The organism is Pseudomonas sp. ABFPK, from assembly GCF_001586765.1.
Classification (GTDB): domain Bacteria; phylum Pseudomonadota; class Gammaproteobacteria; order Pseudomonadales; family Pseudomonadaceae; genus Aquipseudomonas; species Aquipseudomonas asiatica.
The window spans coordinates 30,594-52,890 of record NZ_LQXW01000026.1; the positions used below are offsets into that span (position 1 = coordinate 30,594).

General features: G+C 63.5%; 20 protein-coding genes. 14 read left to right on the plus strand and 6 right to left on the minus strand.

Going from position 1 to position 22,297, the window contains the following annotated elements:
* Positions 1–2 precede the first annotated feature (2 nt).
* The 6 genes from WM94_RS17845 (at position 3) to WM94_RS17870 (ending at position 6,788) form a co-directional block, all read left to right on the plus strand.
* Positions 3–980, plus strand: coding sequence for a glycosyltransferase family 2 protein (locus WM94_RS17845; RefSeq protein WP_061551826.1), 978 nt, complete (start codon positions 3–5; stop codon positions 978–980).
* Between the two features lie 9 nt (positions 981–989).
* On the plus strand, positions 990–1,994 hold the full coding sequence (locus WM94_RS17850; RefSeq protein WP_061551827.1) for a VirK/YbjX family protein: 1,005 nt from the start codon (positions 990–992) through the stop codon (positions 1,992–1,994).
* A 60-nt stretch (positions 1,995–2,054) separates the two neighbouring features.
* Complete coding sequence (locus WM94_RS17855) at positions 2,055–3,257, plus strand: glycosyltransferase (protein ID WP_061551828.1); 1,203 nt, start codon at positions 2,055–2,057, stop codon at positions 3,255–3,257.
* Positions 3,254–4,441, plus strand: coding sequence for a glycosyltransferase family 2 protein (locus WM94_RS17860; protein ID WP_061551829.1), 1,188 nt, complete (start codon positions 3,254–3,256; stop codon positions 4,439–4,441). The genes WM94_RS17855 and WM94_RS17860 overlap by 4 nt, the downstream gene beginning before the upstream one ends.
* Positions 4,441–5,217, plus strand: coding sequence for a WecB/TagA/CpsF family glycosyltransferase (locus tag WM94_RS17865; RefSeq protein WP_061551830.1), 777 nt, complete (start codon positions 4,441–4,443; stop codon positions 5,215–5,217). The genes WM94_RS17860 and WM94_RS17865 overlap by 1 nt, the downstream gene beginning before the upstream one ends.
* Positions 5,218–5,366: 149 nt before the next feature.
* Positions 5,367–6,788, plus strand: a complete 1,422-nt coding sequence (locus WM94_RS17870; RefSeq protein WP_061551831.1) for an undecaprenyl-phosphate glucose phosphotransferase — start codon at positions 5,367–5,369, stop codon at positions 6,786–6,788.
* A gap of 226 nt (positions 6,789–7,014) precedes the next feature.
* Here the strand turns inward: WM94_RS17870 and WM94_RS17875 are convergent, their stop codons facing one another.
* Positions 7,015–7,956 (minus strand): LysR substrate-binding domain-containing protein, encoded by a 942-nt coding sequence (locus WM94_RS17875; RefSeq protein WP_061551832.1) that lies wholly within the window; start codon positions 7,954–7,956, stop codon positions 7,015–7,017.
* A gap of 146 nt (positions 7,957–8,102) precedes the next feature.
* On the opposite strand from WM94_RS17875, the gene WM94_RS17880 reads away from it, so the two are divergent.
* Positions 8,103–9,479 (plus strand): L-serine ammonia-lyase, encoded by a 1,377-nt coding sequence (locus tag WM94_RS17880; protein WP_061551833.1) that lies wholly within the window; start codon positions 8,103–8,105, stop codon positions 9,477–9,479.
* Positions 9,480–9,637: 158 nt separating this feature from the next.
* Here the strand turns inward: WM94_RS17880 and WM94_RS17885 are convergent, their stop codons facing one another.
* On the minus strand, positions 9,638–10,315 hold the full coding sequence (locus WM94_RS17885) for a DUF3313 domain-containing protein (RefSeq protein WP_039613626.1): 678 nt from the start codon (positions 10,313–10,315) through the stop codon (positions 9,638–9,640).
* 211 nt (positions 10,316–10,526) lie between these two features.
* Here WM94_RS17885 and WM94_RS17890 point away from each other — a divergent pair, with 211 nt between their 5' ends.
* On the plus strand, positions 10,527–10,910 hold the full coding sequence (locus WM94_RS17890; protein WP_061551834.1) for a type II toxin-antitoxin system RelE/ParE family toxin: 384 nt from the start codon (positions 10,527–10,529) through the stop codon (positions 10,908–10,910).
* Positions 10,891–11,196: a DNA-binding transcriptional regulator gene (locus WM94_RS17895; protein WP_061551835.1), complete on the plus strand. Its 306-nt coding sequence runs from the start codon at positions 10,891–10,893 to the stop codon at positions 11,194–11,196. The genes WM94_RS17890 and WM94_RS17895 overlap by 20 nt, the downstream gene beginning before the upstream one ends.
* Before the next feature lie 103 nt (positions 11,197–11,299).
* On the opposite strand, the gene WM94_RS17900 is transcribed toward WM94_RS17895, so the two are convergent.
* From WM94_RS17900 to WM94_RS17910, 3 genes are all read right to left on the minus strand, one after another.
* A complete protein-coding gene (locus WM94_RS17900) occupies positions 11,300–12,595 on the minus strand; it encodes an FAD-binding oxidoreductase (RefSeq protein ID WP_061551836.1) in 1,296 nt (431 codons plus the stop codon).
* A 13-nt stretch (positions 12,596–12,608) separates the two neighbouring features.
* Positions 12,609–13,697, minus strand: a complete 1,089-nt coding sequence (locus tag WM94_RS17905; protein WP_061551837.1) for a polyamine ABC transporter substrate-binding protein — start codon at positions 13,695–13,697, stop codon at positions 12,609–12,611.
* A gap of 190 nt (positions 13,698–13,887) precedes the next feature.
* Positions 13,888–15,246 carry a glutamine synthetase family protein gene (locus WM94_RS17910; RefSeq protein ID WP_013972693.1) on the minus strand — a complete coding sequence of 453 codons (1,359 nt, stop codon included), beginning with the start codon at positions 15,244–15,246 and terminating at the stop codon, positions 13,888–13,890.
* Positions 15,247–15,429: 183 nt separating this feature from the next.
* On the opposite strand from WM94_RS17910, the gene WM94_RS17915 reads away from it, so the two are divergent.
* Both WM94_RS17915 and WM94_RS17920 read left to right on the plus strand, forming a co-directional pair.
* Complete coding sequence (locus WM94_RS17915) at positions 15,430–16,329, plus strand: helix-turn-helix domain-containing protein (protein WP_061551838.1); 900 nt, start codon at positions 15,430–15,432, stop codon at positions 16,327–16,329.
* Positions 16,330–16,506: 177 nt separating this feature from the next.
* Positions 16,507–18,417, plus strand: a complete 1,911-nt coding sequence (locus WM94_RS17920) for an ATP-binding protein (protein ID WP_061551839.1) — start codon at positions 16,507–16,509, stop codon at positions 18,415–18,417.
* Between the two features lie 114 nt (positions 18,418–18,531).
* Here the strand turns inward: WM94_RS17920 and WM94_RS17925 are convergent, their stop codons facing one another.
* Positions 18,532–19,917 carry an aldehyde dehydrogenase family protein gene (locus WM94_RS17925; protein ID WP_013972689.1) on the minus strand — a complete coding sequence of 462 codons (1,386 nt, stop codon included), beginning with the start codon at positions 19,915–19,917 and terminating at the stop codon, positions 18,532–18,534.
* A gap of 107 nt (positions 19,918–20,024) precedes the next feature.
* On the opposite strand from WM94_RS17925, the gene WM94_RS17930 reads away from it, so the two are divergent.
* The 3 genes from WM94_RS17930 (at position 20,025) to WM94_RS17940 (ending at position 22,261) form a co-directional block, all read left to right on the plus strand.
* On the plus strand, positions 20,025–20,891 hold the full coding sequence (locus WM94_RS17930) for a LysR family transcriptional regulator (RefSeq protein WP_061551842.1): 867 nt from the start codon (positions 20,025–20,027) through the stop codon (positions 20,889–20,891).
* Positions 20,892–21,016: 125 nt separating this feature from the next.
* A complete protein-coding gene (locus tag WM94_RS17935; RefSeq protein WP_054573257.1) occupies positions 21,017–21,460 on the plus strand; it encodes a hypothetical protein in 444 nt (147 codons plus the stop codon).
* 54 nt (positions 21,461–21,514) lie between these two features.
* Positions 21,515–22,261: a phytanoyl-CoA dioxygenase family protein gene (locus WM94_RS17940; RefSeq protein ID WP_061551840.1), complete on the plus strand. Its 747-nt coding sequence runs from the start codon at positions 21,515–21,517 to the stop codon at positions 22,259–22,261.
* The last annotated feature ends 36 nt before the right edge of the window (positions 22,262–22,297 follow it).

The window sequence follows — 22,297 nt, forward strand, 5'->3', positions numbered from 1 at the left end:
CCATGGCGAGCGGCATCGGTGTGGTGGTGATTGGCCGCAACGAAGGCCTGCGCCTGGAGCGTTGCCTGCGTTCGCTGCTACAGGGTACCGACAAGATCATGTACGTCGACTCCGGCTCTACCGATGGTTCACCGCACCTGGCCCGCAGCCTGGGGGTAGAGGTATTGGCGCTGGACATGGACACCCCGTTCACTGCCGCACGCGCGCGCAACGAAGGCTTTTTCGCCTTGCAACGGCGGTTGCCGTCGCTGCAACGGGTGCAGTTCGTCGATGGCGATTGCGAGGTGGATGGCGGCTGGCTGGCCGCGGCGCAGGCGTTTCTCGACGACCATCCCGACGTGGCCGTGGTGTGTGGCCGCCGACGCGAGCGCTTCCCCCAGCGGTCGGTGTACAACCTGTTGTGTGACCTGGAGTGGGACACCCCCATTGGCGAGGCCAAGGCGTGTGGTGGCGATGCCCTGATGCGAGCAGATGCCTTTGCCGCCGTCGGCGGCTTTCGCCCCGAGCTGATTGCCGGAGAGGAGCCCGAGCTGTGCGTGCGCCTGCGGGCAAAGGGCTGGAAAGTCTGGCGCCTGGACGCCGAGATGACCCTGCACGACGCCGGCATGACCCGTTTCAGCCAGTGGTGGCGGCGTAGTCTGCGCGCTGGCCACGCCTATGCCGAAGGGGCTTACCTGCATGGTCAGCCGCCCGAGCGGCACTGGTTGCGCGAATCGCGCCGCGCTTGGCTGTGGGGTCTGGGCATCCCCGTGGTGATCGTGCTGGCGTGCCTGCTGCTGGGCGGCTGGGGCCTGCTGTTGCTGGCGGTCTACCCGCTGCAGGCCGTACGCCTGGCCCGCCGTGGTGGCAAGTCGGTGAGGGAGAACTGGCTACAGGCGGTGTTTCTGGTATTGGGCAAGTTCCCGGAAATGCTCGGGCAACTGAAGTTCCTGCGCCACCGCATCGCGGCCGGCAAATCGACGTTGATCGAGTACAAGTGAGAGAGGCCCATGATGCTCGGCACGATCGTCAAAAGCGTGTTTACCTTGCAACCGGGCTACTCGTTGCGGGCGCTGAACAACAAGTGCAGGTTGGCGCTGCAGATTGCCAGGCAATGGCCTGAACTGAATGCCTTTCTGCAGCGCATGACGGCGGCGTTGGGCCAGCAAGGCTTGCAGCGGCTAGGGGTGGATTGCATCGGTGTCGTGCAGTGGCCTTATCTCAGCAAATGCTGGGAAGCCCCGCAGCGCCTGGAGGTGGTGGCTTCGCACTTCGAAGTGCTGGCCGGGCAGTTTCCGGCGCTGTTGCTGCTGGGGCGGGACGAAAGCCTGACGCTGTGCGAGCTGTCCAGCCATTCGCCGGGTTGTCGTCTGGTTTTGGACCGGCCGATCTGGTTCAAGCGCGAAGGCGAGTTGGTATTGAACCTGTTCCAGAGCGACTTGCGCGTGGCATCCCTGGCGTTCAGCCTATGCCGCAGCCAGGGCGAGCTTTGCCTGTTCATCGGTGCCGTGCAGGGCATCCACAAGGGGATCGACAGCGAAACCTCACTGGCCATCTACCGCGACCTGACCAAGGACTTCGAAGGGTTGCGCCCTCGCAGCCTGCTGATCGAGGCATTGAAGTGCCTGGCCAGGACCCTGGGCGTGGCGCACCTGTATGCCGTCAGTGACGCCTGCCGCCACCATCGGCACACGTATTTTGGCAACGACAAAGGCCACGACCTGGCGGCCAATTATGATGTGATCTGGCTGGAGCACGGCGCTACTGCATCGAACCATGCTGACTTCTTCGCCCTTCCGCTGGCTGCTGTACAGCGGGCGGAACAGGATATTCCGGCGAAGAAACGGGCAATGTACCGCCGCCGCCAAGTGCTGCTCGACGATGTTTTCGCCCGCTTGCAGGCCGTGTTGCCAGGCAGCGGTCACAACCTTGGGCTACAAGGGGAACAGGGGGATGCATCTGACGAGGTGCCATCGGCGGGGCGCCGGCCGCCGGTAGTCGACAGCCTGAAGTAATCGCCAGCCCTGCCGCGGCAGGTCTGAATGTTCACTACGCGGGTCTTGATCTGGATTTCTATGCGCATTGCTTACTTCATAAACCAGTACCCGAAGGTCAGCCACAGTTTCATCCGCCGCGAGATCCTGGCGCTGGAGCGCCAGGGGGTAGAGGTGCAGCGTATTGCCCTGCGCGGGTGGGACGCCGAGTTGCAGGATGCCGACGACGCGAGCGAACGGGCCAAGACCCGCTATGTGCTGCAGCGTGGCATCAAGGGTTTGCTGGCACCGGCCTGGCAAGTGCTGCGGGCACAGCCGCGCCGGTTTTTCCAGGCGCTGCAGCTGGCCATGCGCGTTGGCTTGCGGGCCGACCGCGCCTGGCCCTACCACCTGGTCTACCTGGCCGAGGCCTGCCAGGTACTGCAATGGTTGCAGGCTGGCGAGGCAAGACATGTGCATGCACATTTCGGCACCAATTCCACCGAGGTGGTGATGCTGGCCAATGTGCTGGGCGGGCCGGCCTACAGCTTTACCGTGCACGGGCCGGAGGAGTTCGACAAGCCGCAGTTTCTGCACATGGGCGAGAAGGTGCGGCGTGCCGCATTTGTCGCGGCGGTCAGCTCGTACGGGCGCAGCCAGTTGTTTCGCTGGGTGGCACACGACCACTGGGCCAAGGTGAAGGTAGTGCATTGCGGCCTCGAGCGCAGTTTCCATGAGGTGGCGCCGGTTGGCGTGCCCACGGCGCCGCGCCTGGTGTGCGTCGGCCGCCTGTGCGAACAGAAAGGCCAGCTGCTGCTGCTCGAGGCCGCGCGAGTACTGGCCGCCCGGTCGATCGCCTTCGAACTGGTGCTGGCCGGCGACGGTGAAATGCGTGGCCAGGTCGAGGCGTTGATTGCACGGCATGGCTTGCAGCAGCAGGTGCGCATCACCGGCTGGATCAGCAGCGCACAGGTGCGCGAGGAAATCCTGGCGGCGCGTGCGCTGGTGCTGCCCAGCTTTGCCGAGGGTTTGCCGGTGGTGATCATGGAGGCGATGGCCTTGCGCAGGCCAGTGCTGACCACCTATGTGGCAGGCATTCCCGAGCTGGTGCGGCCGGGCGAAAACGGCTGGTTGTTCCCTGCCGGCGCCGTGGACGAGCTGGCAGCGGCCATGGCCGATTGCCTGGCACAACCTGCCGAAGTGCTGCAGCGCATGGGCGAGGCGGCACGCCAGCGTGTCCTGCAACGGCATGACATCGATACCGAGGCGGCCAGGCTGGCCAGCTATTTCAAGGCATCCGCATGATGAGTGTATTGGCTTGGCTACTGGGCATGCTGGCGGCCATCGTCCTGTTGCCGGTGCTGCTGCTGTTGGTGCAGGTGCTGATGGCCTGCCTGCCTGCACGCGCGCAGCCGATGGGCAACACCGCCCGTCCGCAGGTGGCAGTGCTGGTGCCAGCTCACGACGAGGCTTCGATAATTGGTGCCACGCTGGCGAGCATTGCCCCGCAGTTGCGGCCTGGCGACCGCTTGCTGGTGGTGGCGGACAACTGCACTGACGACACCGCGCAACTGGCGCGCGAGGCGGGTGCCGAAGTGGTGGAGCGCCACGATGCACGGTTGCGCGGCAAGGGCTACGCCTTGGACTTCGGCGTGCGCCACCTGGCCAACCAGCCGCCCGAGGTGGTGATCGTGGTGGATGCCGACTGCCAGGTCGGCGAGGGGGCGATCGAGCGCCTGGCGCGGCGCTACCGAGAAGTCGCTCGCCCGGTGCAGGCGCTGTACCTGATGTACGCACCGGCAGGGGCTGGGTTGACAGTGCAGGTTGCCGAGTTCGCCTGGCGGGTCAAGAACCTGGTGCGCCCGCGTGGTTGGGCGCGGCTGGGCCTGCCATGCCAGCTGATGGGCGCCGGCATGGCATTCGGCTGGCGTGACCTGGCCTTGATCGACCTGGCCAACGGGCACCTGGTGGAGGATGTGAAGCTGGGCCTGGACCTGTGCCAGCAGGGCAAGCCGCCAGTGTTCTGCCCCGAGGCCGTGGTCAGCAGCCGTTTCCCTGCCAGCCAGCAAGGCCTGGGCAGCCAGCGCACCCGCTGGGAACATGGGCACCTGAGCCTGATGCTGGCCGATGCGCCCAAGCGTGCGCTGGCGGCAATCACCCAGCGTAACGGCAGCTTGCTGGCCATGACCCTGGACCTGCTGGTGCCGCCGCTGGCGTTGCTGGTGCTGGCCTTGCTCGGCCTAAACCTGGTGGCCTGGCTGGCGTACCTGCTGTTCGGCCTGGCGGCACCTGCGTGGATCGCCCTTTGCGCGCTGGCCTTGCTCGGCCTTGCCGTCGCAGTGGCCTGGGCGCGTTTCTGTCGCGAACTGATCCCGTTCTCCGTGCTGCTGTACGCGCCGTTCTACGCTGCAAGGAAGCTCCCCTTGTATTTGCGGTTCCTGATCAAGCGACAGGTTGAATGGGTACGTTCGAAACGGGATGAAGACTGATGGCTCATTGGCAAGAACGCTGGAACACCCTTGTCGGCAAGCTCGAAGTGGTGCCGGATGCCACTGCCGCGCAGCGCCTGCTGGACAGGCTCAGCGCCCCGGAAGCCACGACCGTGCTGGGTTTCGTCAATGCCCATGCAATGAACCTGGTGGTTCGTGATGGCGCCTGCTACCAGGCATTGTCGGCGGCCGGCGTGCTGCTGCGCGACGGTTCCGGCCTGGCGATCCTGTATCGTCGGCTGGGGCTTGAGCCAGGGCTCAACATGAATGGCACCGACTTCATTCCTCGGCTTCTGGCTGCCTACCGCGGGCGGCGGGTTGCGTTCTGGGGCACCCGACAGCCTTACCTGGACCAGGCCGTGCAGCGCAGCACAGCCACGTTCGGGGTGGTGCCGGTGTCGGTCCACGATGGCTTTGCCAGCGTCGATACCTACCTGCAACTGGCCAGGGAGTCGCAACCTGAGCTGATCGTGCTGGGCATGGGAATGCCCAGGCAGGAGGTTGTGGCGGCAAGGCTGGCGGCCGCTGGGGGGCCGTGCCTGATCGTGTGCGGTGGCGCGATCCTGGATTTTCTCGGCGGCAAGGTCAGCCGGGCGCCCGAGTGGTTGCGGCGGTTGGGTGGGGAGTGGCTGTACCGGCTGTTGCGCGAGCCGAAGCGTTTGTTCATTCGCTATGTCGTGGGCAACCCGTTGTTCCTCGTGCGTACCCTGCTGTTCCGCCGCGACGGCGGACGGCCAGGCACACCGTATGAGCGCCAGAATCCGCACGAACGGTGATTCCGGGCACGCTGATGGCGGATGGCTGCTACAGTTTGATCAATGGCTTGCGGCTGCAGGATTTTGCTCCACGGGCTTTGCATGAGCCGTTGTCAAGGCTTGCTTGTTGGTGGAAGGCATTTGCTGCGCGCAGATTGATGAGGTCTGAAATGGTCTTAGAGCCCAGAAGCAGTCGTTCCTTACTGCAGAGAAGAAGCAGCGTAAGTAACGCCATTCAGGCCGGCCTCGATGGAATTGCAGTCACCGGTATTGCGTGGTACCTGATCTACGACCAGTTCGGCTACATCACTTCCGATTACGTGATCATGCTGCTGTTGCTGGTTGGCGCACTGGCAGTCATCTACGATCACTATGCGATCTACCGTACCAACGTCGGGCTTTCCATCAAGGCTTTCCGGCTGTTCAAGGCCTGGTCGGCAACCTTTTGCTTCCTGGTGGTCATGGCCTTCCTGGCCAAACAGAGCGAAACCTATTCGCGACTGCTGGTCGTGCAGTTGTTCATCATTGGCTACATCGCCCAGTTGTTCCTGCACTTTGCCGTGCGCGAATTGCAAAAGCGCTTTACCGCCCATGCACGCCTGGACAACGCCCTGATCATTGGCGCCGGTGACTTGGCCAACTTCCTGTATCAGAAAATCAGCAACAACCCCTGGTTCGGCGAACGCGTGCTGGGTTGCGTGCTGATCGACAATGCCGATGAGCCGGGGCGCGAAAGTGCCGAAGGAAAGCAGCGCATGCCGGTGCTCGGGCTTATTGCCGACCTCGACGATATCGTGGCCCGCCATGGCATTCGCACGGTGTACCTGGTGACCCCGCTGGGCGGTTCCGAGGTCATCAACGATGTGTATCTCAAGTTGCTCGACAAATGCATTGCGGTGAACTGGGTACCGGATATCTTCTCGTTGCGCCTGATCAATCACAGCGTGCGGGAAATTGCCGGCATACCTGTGCTGACCTTGTCGGAAACACCGTTGACGGGCATGAGCCTGTTCTTGAAGAACCTCGAGGACAGGGTGTTGGCGGCGCTGATCCTGTTGCTGGCATCGCCGGTGTTGCTGGCCGTTGCGCTGGCCATCAAGCTCGATAGCCGAGGCCCGGTTTTCTTCCGTCAGGAGCGCACCGGCTGGACGGGGGAGGCGTTCCGTATCTGGAAGTTCAGGAGCATGCATGTCCACCAGCCGGAAGATGGCGTGGTGAAGCAGGCGCAGAGGGATGACCCACGGCTGACCCGGGTCGGCGCCTTTATCCGCCGCACCAGCCTCGATGAACTGCCGCAGTTGTTCAATGTGCTGACCGGGGAGATGTCGCTGGTAGGGCCGCGGCCGCATGCGTTGCAGCATGACACGCTGTATTCGCAGGACATCGTCGACTACTTCGCTCGCCACAATATCAAGCCTGGCATGACCGGCCTGGCGCAGGTGCGTGGGTTCAGGGGCGAAACCAGGGATATCGAACAGATGATCCAGCGGGTGGACTCGGACATCGAGTACATCAACAACTGGTCGCTGTGGCTGGATTTCGTGATTCTGGTGCGCACACTTAGCGCCTTTACCGGCAAGCAGGCTTATTGAGACCTCCCCAGGTGTGGCTGCGCTGTCGCCGGAGAACAAATATCGCTCGCTTGGCGCGTCCTTTGTAGGAGCAGCCTTGTGCTGCGAATAGGCCCGTACTGACACTACATATCTGTTGCCTGTACCGGCCTCTTCGCAGCACAAGGCTGCTCCTACAGGACCTGCCGAATCAATGATTCATGTACTGTTCTGTGGGAGCGATTTCGTGCAGCCGCAATTGGTTGGCCTAGTCCTTGTTCAGCGGGTGCAACTCCCTGAACCCCCGCGCTTCCTCCACCAGCCAGTCATGCACCGCCCGCGCCCCCGGCTGGTTCAGCCCGCCCGGCGGGTAATGCACTACATAGCGCTTGTGATTGCCGATAGGCACCCCGAACGGCACGATCAGTGCGCCGCGCTCCAGTTCGTCGTTGAGCAGCGTGCGCCGGGCAATCGCCACGCCAATGCCGGCAATCGCCGCCTCGATGGTCAGGTGGTTGCGATTGAAGGTATGCCCGCGCCGCACATCCAGGACGGCGGCGCCGATGCCCTCCAGGTAGAACTCCCATTCGGCATATTCCGAACTGCCGCGCCAGGCCGTTATGTCGTGCAGCAGCGGGTAGTGCACAAGGTCCGCCGGCCCGTGCAGCGGCGGGCGCCCGCGCAGCAAGGTGGGGGAGCACACGGGGAAGATCTGCTCGTCCAGCAGTGGTGTCGAGAGCATGCCGGGGTAGCTGCCATCGTTCAGGTCGATGGCCAGGTCGAAATCGCCCGGGGTCAACGCCTGGGCACTGTCTTCGGCCACCAGACGCAGCTCGATGTCCGGGTAGCGTTGTTGAAAGCGCGGAAGGCGAGGCGTGAGCCATTTGGCCAGGAACGACGGGATCGAGCGCAGGCGCAAGGTGCCGCGGATTTCACCCGCGTCCAGGCGCAGCAGTTCGGCTTCGATGCTGCCGTAGGCTTCGGTCACCGTCTGTGCCAGGCGTTGCCCTTCGGCGCTCAGTTCCACACCACGTGCCCGACGCAGGAACAGCTGGTAGCCCAGGCGTTCCTCCAGCTGGCGCATCTGTTGGCTGACGGCGCCCGGGGTAATGTGCAGCTCTTCGGCACAGCGGGTGAAGGACAAGTGCCGGGCCGCACAGGCGAACACGTGTAGCCAGACGTACGTCTGGCCATTGAGTTGTCGTCGCATCGTTTAGTACCACTAAAACCTTGCTTAGGAAGTTTCGTTGGTCATCCGTGAGCCAGCGCGGCAGTATCGCGCAAAATCGCAATATCGCTCAATTTCTCCAGATAACCGTCCTGCGGTTTCATACCCGGGCACGGTCAGGCATTAGCATGGCTATCAGTGTTTTCGACCTTTTCAAAATCGGCATCGGGCCGTCCAGTTCCCACACCGTCGGCCCGATGCGGGCGGCGGCTACCTTTGCCCAGGCCCTGCGCGAACAGGGGCTGCTGGCCCGGGCAAGCCGTGTCGAGGTGCGGTTGTACGGGTCGCTGTCGGCCACCGGGGTTGGCCATGCCACCGATCGCGCCTGCCTGCTCGGCCTGATGGGCCAGTGGCCGGACCGCATCGACCCGGCCACCATCGAGTCGCGCATTGGCCAGGTGATGCAGGAGCACTGCCTGATGCTCGATGGCAGCCACCCGCTAGCGTTCGAGTACAGCCGCGACATGCTGCTGCTCGACGAGAACCTGCCGTACCACCCCAATGCCATGAGCCTGGAAGCCATGGACGGGCAGGGCAGCCTGTTGCGCCAGACCTACTATTCGGTGGGCGGTGGCTTTATCGTCGAGCAAGCCGAGATCGATGCGCCAGCGGTCGAAGCGAACGCGGTGGTGCTGCCGTACGAGTTCGACAGCGCTGCGCAATTGCTGGCCTTGTGCAAGGGCCATGGCTTGAGTGTGGCGCAGCTGATGATGGCCAACGAATGCGCCTGGCGCCCGGAGGCCGAGGTACGCGAGGGCCTGCTGCGGATCTGGGGTGCCATGCGTGAATGCGTCGACAATGGCCTGCGCAATGAAGGCATCCTGCCGGGCGGGTTGCACGTCAAGCGCCGTGCGGCGCGGCTGCATCGCAGCCTGCAGGAGCTGGGCAAGCCCAACGTGATCGGTTCCACCCTCAGCGCCATGGAATGGGTCAACCTGTTCGCCCTTGCGGTGAATGAAGAGAATGCCGCCGGCGGGCGCATGGTCACAGCACCTACCAATGGTGCGGCCGGCATCATTCCGGCGGTGCTGCATTACTACATGAAGTTCAACCCGGGGGCGTGCGACGCGGACGTGGTGGACTTCCTGCTGGCGGCAGCGGCGGTCGGTATCCTGTGCAAGAAGAATGCGTCGATTTCCGGGGCCGAGGTTGGTTGCCAGGGCGAGGTAGGTTCGGCCTGTTCGATGGCCGCTGCCGGCCTTGCCCAGGTGCTGGGCGCTACGCCGCCGCAGCTGGAAAATGCCGCCGAGATTGCCCTGGAGCATAACCTTGGCCTGACCTGCGACCCTGTCGGCGGCCTGGTGCAGGTGCCGTGTATCGAGCGCAACGCGATTGCTGCGGTGAAAGCGATCAACGCCGTGCAGATGGCGTTGCGGGGGGATGGCGAGCACTTCATCTCGCTCGACCGGGTGATCCGCACCATGCGTGATACCGGGGCGGACATGCATGCAAACTACAAGGAGACTTCGCGCGGCGGCCTGGCCGTTGCCTTCGTCGAATGCTGAGTCACCGCAACGGTCAGCGCGGTCTTGTGGGAGCGGCCTTGTGTCGCGAAAGGGCTGCGAAGCAGCCCCATTCATACGCCTGAGCTGAGATCCCGGGGCCGCTCTGCGGCCCTTTCGCGACACAAGGCCGCTCCCACAGGTTCCGTGTCCGGTCGGTATCAGCGGGCTTTCTGCTTCGCTTCCAGGAAGCTCGCGCGCATGTCCTTGGCCCAGCCATCCAGCACCGGCTTGACGTCATTCAGGGTCAGTTGCGTGGTCTTGTTCTCCAGATCCTGCCCCGTGCCCTTGCGCACGACCTGGGCCAGCACTTTCTGGCTGGCACCATCTAGGAACGCAGCTTCCACGCCGACATCCACCTCTTGGTCACGGCCGCCCATGGCGGTGTTCACACCGGCTGAAATCAGCGCGATAGGGATGACCTCATAAGGCTTGAGACCCTCGTTGCTGGTGGACACCGCAGTGATGGCCGGGCGCACCACGATCACGCCCGGGCCGGGGCCCTTGGCCAGCGGTACCACGCTGCCCATTTCACGGCGCAGCGCTTCGTTGAAGTAGCGGGTGATTTCCTGCAGCGTCTGCGCCGAGATGACCGGCGTCGGCTGCGGCTTGGGGTAGAACTGGCTGGGCTCGATGAACACCTGGCTGTACTGGTTGACGTTGACCTTGGGGTCGATCCAGCGCATCACCGGGTCACCCGACGGGCTCTTGGTTTCCTGCAGCCGGCTGTAATCCTTGAGGAAGCCGGAGTAGTCCTTTGGGTCCACGCGATTGCTGGAGCAGGCGGCCATGGTAAGCAGTGCGGCGCACAACAGGGTAATGCGGGGCAATGATTTCATGATGAAGATGCATCCATGATAGGTCGGCCAGAACAACGCTAGCAGGTGCAGGGCAGTTGGCCAGTGGGCTGGTTCAATCTGTAGTGGGAATTGGCTGCGGTAATGTTCCCAGGCGCGCAAATTCCTACAGTGTCTTGGGACCTCGCTGGCTTTTCAGTTTCTGCCGCTCTTGGAAAACTATGCCCGTTAAGGGTATGGTTGGGGTTCGGTGATGGAAATTTTCAAGCGCAAGGATTTCGCGCGTTGGCAAGCCGCTCACAGGCTCAGCGACGAAGTGCTGTGTAAAGCAGTGGACGAGATGTGCAGAGGCCTGGTCGATGCGAGCCTGGGTGGTGAGTTGTTCAAAAAACGCGTGGCAGCGCATGGTGCGGGAAAGCGCGGCGGTTATCGAACCCTTCTTTCCGCCCGCATCGGCAATCGATGTGTTTTCCTGCATGGCTTTGCCCAAAGTGACAGGGCAAATATCACCTTGGAGGAACAGAAAGCACTGCGATTCGCTGGCAAAGTCTTTCTGGATTTATCACCGCTAGCGCTCTGCCGGGCGTTGCAGGCGGGTGTGCTGATGGAGGTATGTTGTGAGCAGCAAACTGATTGAATCGTTACGCGAGGACCTTGTCGCCCTGCACGAGGCCGGAGCGATCGGCAAGGTCACGCTTCGGGATTACGAAGCGCTATGCCCTGCACCGGTGCGAGATTTCAGCGCACTGGACATACGCCGTTTGCGCGAGACACTCAACTTCAGCCAGCCGGTCTTTGCGATGCATTTGCACACGAGCGCATCGACAGTACGCAAATGGGAGCAGGGCGAGACGCGCCCATCGGGACCGGCTTTGAAGCTGCTGAATATTATTAAAAACAAAGGGTTACAGGTTCTTCTTTGAGTCCTTTGTCTTGTTTTTTGAAAGCCCTTTAAAAACAGTGAATTACGGAATTTTTTGAAAAATTTCCTTTAACTTCCGATTCGCAGGCAAGCCCGCTGCCACATCAACCCAGCACCTCCCGCAATCGATACCACAGCATCCCCAGTGCCAGCAGCGGCGAGCGCAGTGCCTTGCCACCGGGGAAGGTCAGGTGTGGCACGGCGCTGAATACGTCCAGCCCTTGGCTGTGGCCGAGCGCGATGCTTTCGGCCAGCAGTTTCGCCGTCCAGTGCGTCACGTTCAGCCCGTGCCCGGAATAGCCGTGGGCATAGAACACATTGGGGTGCTGGCTGAGGCGGCCGACCTGAGGGAAGCGGTTGGCGGTGATGCCGATCATGCCGCCCCACTGGTAGTCGATACGCACGTTGGCCAGCTGCGGGAACACCTTCAGCACCTTGGGCCGCATGTAGGCGGCGATGTCCTTGGGGTCGCGACCGGAATAGTGGCAGGCGCCGCCGAACAGCAGGCGCCGGTCTGCCGTGAGGCGGTAGTAGTCCAGGCCGACTTTCTGGTCGCACAGCGCCATGTTCTGCGGGATCAGGCTGCTGGCCAGTGACTCGGGCAATGGTTCGGTAGCCACCACGTAGCTGCCGGCCGGCAGCACCTTGCCGCTCAGGCGTGGCTCCAGTTCATCGAGGTGGGCGTTGCAGCCCAGCACCAGGCTGCCTGCCCGCACCCTGCCACGTGCCGTGTGCAAGGTCACGCAGGGCCCGTGCTCGATGCGCAGCACCGGGCTCTGCTCGAAGATGCGTACACCCAGGCCGTGGGCGGCGCGGGCTTCGCCCTGGACCAAGTCAAGCGGGTGCAGATGGCCCGAGCCCATGTCCACCAGGCCGCCGGCGTATTGGGAGCTGGCAACGATTTCATGGAGCCGGTCGGCACTGACCAGGCGGGTTTCAGGGCGATAGCCGAGTGCGTCGAGATCGTCCTGTTCGTCCTTGAAGGCGGCGAACTGCGCAGGGGTGTTGGCCAGTTCGCAGAAGCCCCAGCGCAGGTCGCAGGCAATGCCGTACCGGGCGATGCGGCTGGCCACCAGCGCTACCGAATCGATGCCGGCCTGTTTCAGGTATTGCACGCCGTCCTGGCCGACATGCCGGGTAAAGCCGTTGACGTCATGGCCGATGCCGCGAATCAGCTGGCCGCCGTTGCGGCCGCTGGCGCCCCAGCCGATGCGCCGGCCTTCAAGCAGCACCACCGAGAGCCCGCGCTCGGCCAGTTCCAGGGCGGTATTGACCCCGGTCAGCCCGCCGCCGACCACGCACACATCGGCGCTCAGTTCGCCGTCCAGGCTGGGATAGGGCGCTGCATCGCGTGCCGTGGCGGCATAGTACGAAGCGGTGTGTTGGGTAGTGAAAGACATGGGCGTTCTCGACTCAGCGGTTGGACTTGATCTTGCTCCAGGAGCGAGTCATGACGCGCATGATCTTCGGGCTCGGCGTGCTGGAGATGTACAGCTTGTCCAGCACGTCCTGGGGTGGGTAGATCTCGGGGTTGTTCACTAGCGACGCGTCCATGTAGGCCTGGGCATCGGGGTTTGCATTGGCATATCCGACCGTGGCGCTGACCTTGGCGATCACCTTGGGGTCGAGCAGGTAGTTGATGAACGCCAAGGCTTGTTCGGGGTTGTTGGCGTCCTTGGGGATGGCCAGCAGGTCGAACCACAGGTTGCTGCCTTCCTTGGGAATGCTGTAGGCGATCTTTACCCCGTTCTTCGCTTCCACGGCGCGGTTGGCGGCCTGGAACACGTCGCCGGAGTAGCCGAAGGCCACGCAGACATCGCCATTGGCCAGGTCGGAAACGTACTTGGAGGAGTGGAAGTAGGTGATATAGGGGCGCAGTTCGAGCAGGCGGGCTTCCGCCTTGGCGTAGTCGGCCGGTTTTTCGCTGCGCGGGTTCATGCCCAGGTAGTTGAGCACGGCCGGGAACAGTTCGTCGGGCGAGTCCATGAACGCCACGCCGCATTGCTTGAGCTTTTTCAGGTTCTCGGGCTCGAACAGCACCGCCCATGAATCGATATGGTCGACGCCCAGGACCGCCTTGACCTTGTCGATGTTGTAGCCGATGCCGTTGGTACCCCACAGGTAGGGTACGGCGTACTGGTTGCCTGGGTCGTTCTGTTCAAGTTGCTTGAGCAGCTTGGGGTCCAGGTGCTGCCAGTTCGGCAGCTTGCTGCGGTCCAGCGGCAGGAAGGCACCCGCCTGTGCCTGGCGCGCGAGGAAGTGGTTGGATGGCACCACTACGTCATAGCCGGTGCGCCCGGCCAGCAGCTTGCCTTCCAGTGTTTCGTTGGAGTCGAACACGTCATAGACCACCTTGATCCCGCTGCTTGCCTGGAAGTCGGCCACGGTGGTGTCACCGATGTAGTCGGTCCAGTTGTACACGCTGACCGAGGGAGTGGCCTGGGTAGTGGTGGCGAACAGCAGGGTGAATGCGGCGGGGATCAGGGCTTGCAGATGACGCATTGGGACACCTCGTTGGTATTGTTCTTGGCGTTCGGTTTATGGCGGCCGCTCCCACAGGTGAGTCATCACCTTGTAGGAGCAGCCTTGTGCTGCGAACAGGCCGGTAGGGCAAAAGATCTGCTGTGGCGGTACTGGCCCCTTCGCAGCACAAGGCTGCTCCTACAGGTCCAGTGCATGCCCTGGAAGGTGATTACACGCTTAGCATCAGGAATTCACGCTCCCAGGAGCTGATCACGCGCTTGTAGTTCTCGTGCTCGGCACGCTTGACCGCCACGTAACCCTGGACGAATTGCTTGCCCAGGTACTGCTGCACGGTCTCGCAGTCTTCCATGTGCTGCAGCGCGTCCTCGATGGTGATCGGCAGGCGCAGGTTGCGCCGCTCGTAGGCACGGCCCTGCACAGGTGCGCTGGGCTCGATGCGCTCGACCATGCCCAGGTAGCCGCACAGTAGGCTGGCGGCGATTGCCAGGTACGGGTTGGCGTCGGCGCCCGGCAGGCGGTTTTCCACGCGCATTGCCTCGGGGCTTGACGTGGGTACGCGCAGCCCGGCGGTACGGTTTTCCTCACCCCACTCGACGTTCACCGGTGCCGAGGTGTCCGGCAGGAAGCGGCGGAACGAGTTGACGTTGGGCGCGAACATCGGCAGCAGCTTGGGGATGTACTTCTGCAAACCGCCGATGTGGTACAGGAACAGCTGGCTCATGCTGCCGTCTTCATTGGCGAAGATCGGCTTGCCGGTGGCGATGTCGACCACGCTCTGGTGCAGGTGCATGGCACTGCCGGGCTCATCGGTGATCGGCTTGGCCATGAAGGTGGCGGCCACGTTGTGCTTGAGCGCGGCTTCACGCATGGTGCGCTTGAACACGGTGATCTGGTCGGCCAGGTCCAGGGCGTCGCCATGGCGGAAGTTGATCTCCATCTGCGCCGGGCCGTCTTCATGGATCAGCGTGTCCAGGTCCAGGCCCTGGATCTCGCACCAGTCGTAGACGTCTTCGAACAGCGGATCGAACTCGTTGGCGGCATCGATCGAGAACGACTGGCGGCCGCTTTCGGCACGGCCGGAACGCCCCAGCGGCACCTGCAGCGGCAAGTCCGGGTCTTCGCAGCGCTGGGTCAGGTAGAACTCCATCTCCGGTGCCACGATCGGCTGCCAGCCTTTGTCGGCATAAAGCTTGAGCACTTTCTTCAGCACGTTGCGCGGTGACAGTTCGATGGGGTTGCCTTGCTTGTCGAAGGTGTCGTGGATAACGATCGCGGTCGGCTCGATCGCCCACGGGATCTGGTACACGGCGCTCGGGTCTGGGCGGCAGACCATGTCGATGTCGGCGGCATCGAGCAGGTTGTAGTAGATGTCATCGTCGACATAGTCGCCGGTGACCGTTTGCAGCAGCACGCTCTCGGGCAGGCGCATGCCACGCTCGTGGAGAAACTTGGCGGTGGGTGCGATCTTGCCGCGGGCGATGCCGGTCAGGTCGCTGATCACGCATTCGACTTCGGTGATCCGGTGTTCTTTCAGCCAGGCGGACAGCTGATCGAAGGGGGCGTTCATACAGACCTCTTGGTTGGGTTTTGGTGTGGGAGCAAGCGTGCCAGCGTAAACCGTTCTACGGTTTCGAAGGCGTCCCGCTTCCCAGGTGACGCGCTGGAGACTATCTTGGTCGCAGCCCGCATGGCTGATCTATCCACTTTCTCCGGCAATGAATGCACCAAAAGAGTGCAACTAGGACCGAGCGTGACAACCGCCAATGCCCTGCAAGTCCAGGCTTTCCACACCACCGACGTGACCGAACAAGTACGTGCCACCCCTGGCTGGCAGCAGCAGTACCGGCAGATGTCGCCCGGGCATTTCTGCGGAGAGCTGCGTTGCCTGGGGCTGGACGGGGTGGAGGTATACGAGGAGCGGTTGAACACGCGGGTGGAGCAGTTTTTCCGCGCACCCAGCGGTTCGCTGGCGTTCTGCTTCGACCGCAGCGAGAACAGCCTGTACCTGCTGAACGAACAGAGCCGCAACATCTGGATCACCCCGGAGAACTACCAGGAAGTGGCGGTCGTGTTCGACCAGGCCTTCCTGGCCCGCCATGGGCTGGACCCGCAGCGCCTGGAAGGGTTGTTCATGGTGCCGCTGGGCAGCGGCCAGAACGCGCTGTTCGGCAGCTGGCTGAGCGCGACGCTGACCCGCCTGGGCCAGGCGGATTGCCCGCTGCAGGGGCAGGCCCTGGCGGAGCAGCTGCTGGAGGACTGCCTGTTCATCCTCGACAACGCCTGCCAGCGCCTGCAGGGCGTGGCGTTGGGCCGGCGTGACGAGGAGCGGGCGATCATGCGCCGGGTGAGCGAGTGGGCGGCCGACTGCCCGGAGGAGACGCTGAACCTGGTGGAACTGGCGGATGTTGCCGGGGTTTCCTTGCGTCAGTTGCAACAAGCCTTCAAGGCGTTTACCGGGATGCCGCCGGCGCACTGGTTGCGCCTGCGCCGGCTGAACGGTGCGCGGCGCGATCTGCTGCATGGCGGTGGAGTGACCGTGGCCGAGGTGGCGATGCGTTGGTCGTTCTGGCATTTGGGAAGGTTTTCAGAGAGTTACCGGCAGTTGTTCAAGGAGTTTCCCAGCGAGACCTTGAAGCGGGGCAGGGGCTGAATCTGGTGGTGTAGCTTGGTGGTATAGCTGCTCTTACAGGATTACCTCAGTGCCAGGCATTGTGAGGTCCCTGTGGGAGCGGGTTCACCCGCGAAGAGGCCGGGCCAGGCAATACACAACCCAGCATTCCACAGCAAAAATTGCTATCGTGCCGCCCTGATTTCACCCGAGGTGCCGATGTTCTACCTGCCTTTGCCCAGCGACCAGGCCGACCGCCTCGCCAGCGAGCCCACCACCGACTTCTTCACCACCGCCAGCGTGCTCGCCGCCGCCGCCGTGCTGTTCGTGCAGAACCTGCCGCGCCAGCCCGCCACCGCCTCGGCGGATGCGCAGGAACGCCGCTTTGCCGAAATCGTGCGCATTGCCAACGAGGTCGAAAGCGCCGCACCTGGGCGCTTCCAGGGCCAGGTGGCGCAGCACTTCGATCGCGAAGCCTTCGCCATGGGCCTGGGCATGCTGGGCGAAAACGGGATTGCACTGCTGTCGACCGAGGTGGAGTACCAGGCCGAGGAGTTGCTGGACGCCGAGGGCCAGTGGAATTTCCAGTTCGCCGACAGCTACCGCCAGCGGGCAACACCGCTGCACCCGGTGTATCTGCCTTCCCTTGCCAGCGACCTGATGCTCAGCGACCAACAGAACCGCCTGCTGCGCGAATTCCTCAGTGGTATCGATGAGTCGGTGGCGGTGCAGGGCTTTGCCGGCACCGGCAAGACCTTCCTGATTCACCAGTTCGCCCGCCTGCTCGAGCCCCAGCGCACGCTGTTGCTGGCCTTGACCGAAGGCCAGTTGCGCGCCCTGCAGGCGCGGGTCAAGGACGCCGCCGCCTACACCGCGCTGACCTTCGGCCAGCTGGCCGACGAACTGCTCAACCGCGACCTCACCAGCAATGGCTGGCGCCTGCGCGACCCGTATCGCACCAAGCTGTCGTGGCGCCCGCAGGATGCGCAGGTGGTACGTTGGCTGGCCATCCCCGACATCGGCCCGCTCGCCGCGCGCGATGTGGTTGCCTTGTGTATCCGCGCAGTACGCACGTTCTGCCACAGCGCCGACCCCCTGCTGCAGTTGCACCACCTGCCGTGGGCCGGGCCGGGTACCACGCCGCTGGACCAGGAAGTGTTGCTGGAAAAGGCACGCCTGTACTGGCAGGAGCTGATTCGCCCGTCGGCACGGGAAATCCAGTTGCCGGTGCGCGATTACCATCGGGTCAAACTGCTTTCGCTGACCGGTCTTGTGATCGACAGCCGCTACACCCATGTCATCGTCGACGAGGCCCACGAGCTGTCGGCACCGATGCTTGCCGTGCTCGACCGCAGCCCGCAGTCGATCATTGCCCTGGGTGACGAGCTGCAGAACCTCAACGGCCTCAGCGCGCACCATGGCGGCTTTATCCGCCAGCGTTATATCGACCACTCACTGCGGGCCGGGCCGGCGATGGACAACGTGCTGAACCCGCTGATCAATGCCCACCCGGCGGCGATCCAGGCAGCCTTCAGTGGCAGCGCCGAGCATTACACCCGGGTCAGCTTTTTCGATGCGGTAACGGTGCCGGAACAGCCGACGGCGCTGATCGTCGATGATGAATGGGGCCTGTTTGGCTGGTTCCAGCGCCTGACCCACCAGGGCGTGCCGTTCGTGCTGCTGAAAAGCGCGCGCAAGGATTTCGAGCTGTTCGTTGAAGACTGTATCGAGTTGTACCGCCATGGCACCCGGCCGCGTCACCCGATGCTGTTCCGCTATGCCAGCTGGCAGGCGCTGGAGCAGGACAAGGGTGACGACAAGGCATTCGTCGCCGTGGCCAACATGCTGCGCAAGGGCTACACACCGGAGCACTTTGCCAGGGCCAAGAGCCGTTACCGCTGGGACAAGGCGCCCAAGCTGTTCCTGGGGCGGGTGCGCGATGTGAAGAACATGGAGTTCGCCCGGGTAATGGTGTCGCCGGAGCTGATGGTAGCGCCGCAGGTAGCGGGGAACCGCAATGAACGGGCGCGGATGCTGGCGGGGTTGTATACCGCCTGTTCGCGGGCGCGGCATGAACTGATCGTGCCGGGGGGGATGCTGGACTGGGTCAAGGACCAGGTTCGGGATTGAGGCCCTGGGGCCGCCTTGCGGCCCTTCGCGGGCACGCCCGCTCCCACAGGTAATGCGCCAATCCGTGGGAGCGGGCGTGCCCGCGAAGGGCTGCAACGCAGCCCCAATTGCCAATCAGTTACGGTCCAGCCACACAGTCTGGGCATTGGTGAACTCACGCACACCAAAGTGCGACAGCTCACGCCCGAAGCCGCTCTTCTTCACCCCGCCAAACGCCACGCGGGGGTCGGAAGCGCAATAGCCGTTGATGAACACGCCGCCGGTATCCAGCGCCGCGGTCATGCGTTCGGCCAGCGCGTAGTCGGCGGTGTAGATGGTCGAGGCCAGGCCGAATTCGCTGTCGTTGGCCAGCTCCACCGCATGCTCCGCATCACGTGCGCTGATGATCGCCGCCACCGGCCCGAACAGCTCCTGCTTGAACGCAGTCATCTGCGGGGTGACGTTGGCGAACACGGTCGGCGCGTAGAAGTTGGCCACGCCATCGACCTTGTGGCCGCCCAGCAGCAGGGTGGCGCCTTCGGCGATGGTCGCCTGGACCTGGCCATCCAGCTCGTCGCGCAGGTCGTAACGGGCCATAGGGCCGATGTAGGTACCTTCTTCCAGCGGGTTGCCGACCTTCAGCTCGCGAGTGGCCTCGACGAACTTGCGGGTGAATTCGTCAACGATGCTTTCCTCGACGATCAGGCGCTTGGCCGCAGCGCAGACCTGGCCAGTGTTCTGGTAACGGCCAATCACGGCAGCTTTCACGGCGGCATCCAGGTCGGCGTCGGCCAGCACGATGAACGGGTCGGAACCGCCCAGTTCCAGCACGCACTTCTTCAGCGCCGCACCGGCTTGCGCACCAATCGCCATGCCGGCACGCACGCTGCCGGTCAGGGTCACGGCGGCGATGCGCGGGTCATTGATGGCGCGGGTGACGCCGTCCGGGGTCACGTTCAGCACTTCGAACACGCCTTCCGGCAGGCCGGCATCCTTGAACAGCTCGCCCAGCAGGTAGGCGCTGCCCATCACGTTCGGCGCGTGCTTGAGTACGTAGGTGTTGCCGGCCAGGATCGCCGGCACGGCGCCGCGCAATACCTGCCAGACCGGGAAGTTCCAAGGCATCACGGCCAGGATAGGGCCCAGCGGGCGGTATTCGATGCGGGCTTTCTCGACCTGGGTCGGCTCGGGGGCGAGCATGGCCGGGCCGTGTTCGGCGTACCAGCGGCACAGGCCAACGCACTTGCTGACCTCACCGCGGGCCTGGGCGACAGGCTTGCCGATTTCGCGGCTGATCATTTGCGCGAAGGCTTCGGCCTTGGTTTCGAGGGTACTGGCCAGGGCGAGCAGGTACTCGCTGCGCTGACCCAGCGACACCTGGCGCCACTGGCGGTAGCCAACCTTGGCGCGTTGCAGCGCCGCTTCCAGTGCGGCGTCGGTGTCGAACGGGTAGGCGCCGATCTGCTCGCCGCTGTACGGGTCGAGGGAGATGGCGTGGGTCAGGCTGCTGATCGCACTCATGGCGGGACACTCTCGTTGTAATTGATCCGTGACGCCAGACTAGTGGGCTATGGCTTTAATGAAAACTGAATAATAATGAGCGAAACATTCACGTTTGGAGAATGGCTGTGGACCTGGTGCAACTCGAGATCTTCAAGGCCGTGGCAGAGCAGGGCAGCATCAGTGCCGCTGCGCAGCATATCCACCGGGTGCCGTCGAACCTGACCACGCGTATCAAGCAACTGGAGGAGGACCTGGGCGTGGAGCTTTTCATACGTGAAAAGAGCCGCCTGCGCCTTTCCCCCGCAGGCTGGAACTTCCTCGAGTACACCCGGCGCATCCTTGACCTGGTGCACGAGGCGCGGCTGACAGTGGCCGGTGAGGACCCGCAGGGCACTTTCGCCCTGGGGTCGCTGGAAAGCACGGCGGCGGTGCGCATTCCTGCCTTGCTGGCGGCCTATAACCAGCGTTACCCCAAGGTCGACCTGGACCTGTCCACGGGGCCTTCCGGGACCATGCTCGAAGGCGTGCTGTCGGGGCGCCTGGTAGCGGCGTTCGTCGACGGCCCGGTGCTGCACCCGACGCTGGAGGGCATGCCGGTGTTCGAGGAAGAAATGATGGTCATCGCGCCGCTCAACCACGCCCCGGTAACCCGCGCCCAGGACGTCAACGGCGAAAGCATCTACGCCTTCCGCGCCAACTGTTCATACCGGCATCACTTCGAGAACTGGTTCGTGCAGGACCAGGCGGTACCGGGCAAGATCCACGAAATGGAGTCGTACCACGGCATGCTGGCCTGCGTCAGCGCCGGCGCCGGCCTGGCCATGATGCCGCGCAGCATGCTCGACAACATGCCCGGTTGCAGCACCGTCAGTGCCTGGCCGATGTCGGAGGATTTCCGCTACCTGAAAACCTGGCTGGTATGGCGACGTGGCACCGTTTCGCGCAGTTTGAGCATGTTCGTGAAACTGCTTGAGGAAGCCCGTGCAACATGATGTTCCTGCGCAATATTTACCCCGATGAAGCGAATTTCATCCACACGACCACGCATCAGCACGAACGCCGTTACGCCCGAAGGATCAGATAATAGGTAAGCCATCCTCGAAAGGAGGGTCGTACCATGCGTAACCATCACTATGCCCTCGGCGCGGCGCTGCTGATCGCCCTGGCGCTGCCATGGACCCTGGCGGCCGCCGCCGACCTCAATGCCCCTATCGACATGCAGGCCGTGCAACTGCAACAGCAGGAGCAGAACGGCGTCCGCTACCTGCAAGGCGGCATCGGCCAGGATGAAGCCAACGCCCTGCGCAAGACCCCGGGCTATGACCTGCACGTAGAACTCTCCACCGGCCCGGAAGGCAAGTTCCAGAGCGGTGCTACCGTCGACATCCAGAATGCACAGGGCCAGCCCGTGCTCAGTCTTACGGATGCCGGGCCGCTGCTGTACGTGCAGTTGCCTCCCGGCAAATACAAAGTGACTGGCAACGCCCAGGGTGAGACGGTGCAGCAATTGGTGACCGTGAATGGCAAGACCCCCACCACCGTGAACCTGAACTGGCGTTGATGGAAAACCGGGCAGGAGTACAGATGTGCTCCTGCCTGAAAGGAGCACATCGCCATGAGCCTGGATCTTCAGCTGGAGATGTTGGACGAGCGGGGCTATGTGTTGCTCCCCGGTGTGCTCGAGCCCTTGCGTATCGCCTTGCTGCGCTGCGCCATCGATGACCTGCAGCCCATCCACTGGGATTACCAGGGGCTACTGGAACACTACAAGTGCGTGTTCAACCGCAACCCGCTGTGGTTACCCTTTCTCGACCTGCCGCCGCTGATTGCCCTGGCCGAAGCGGCATTGGGCACCGACTGCCATGTGATCGGCCAGACTGCCTGGCGCAGCCACCCGGGCTACCCCGGCATGGCCCTGCACCTGGACCATCTGCCCATGCAGTTGCCCGACTGGCTCAGCGAGCGCGGCGACTTCACCCAGCCCCCGCAGATCCTGACTGCGCAGCTGTACCTCAGCGATATCGACCATCACATCGGGCCGACCTGGATTGTGCCCGGCAGCCACCGCGCGGCACGGCCACCGCAGGCTGGCGAGCAACACTGGCAGGGCCGAGAGGCCCAGCCGGTGCTGTGCAAGGCCGGGGACGCGCTGGTGTTTCGCAGCGATGTCTGGCATAGCGGCGGGGCCAACTGCACCCAGTCACGCCAGCGCGACATGCTTCAAGTGCACTATGGCCGGCGCATGGTCGCGCAGAAGTTTTCGCCATACCTGAACTGGCGTTTCAACCCGCAGGTACTGGAGGAGGCCACACCCAGGCAAAGGCGCCTGTTGGGCGAGCACGAAGAAGCGGAATACGACTGAGTGCTGCTGCTCGGCATGGCAGATGCTGGCGCAGGG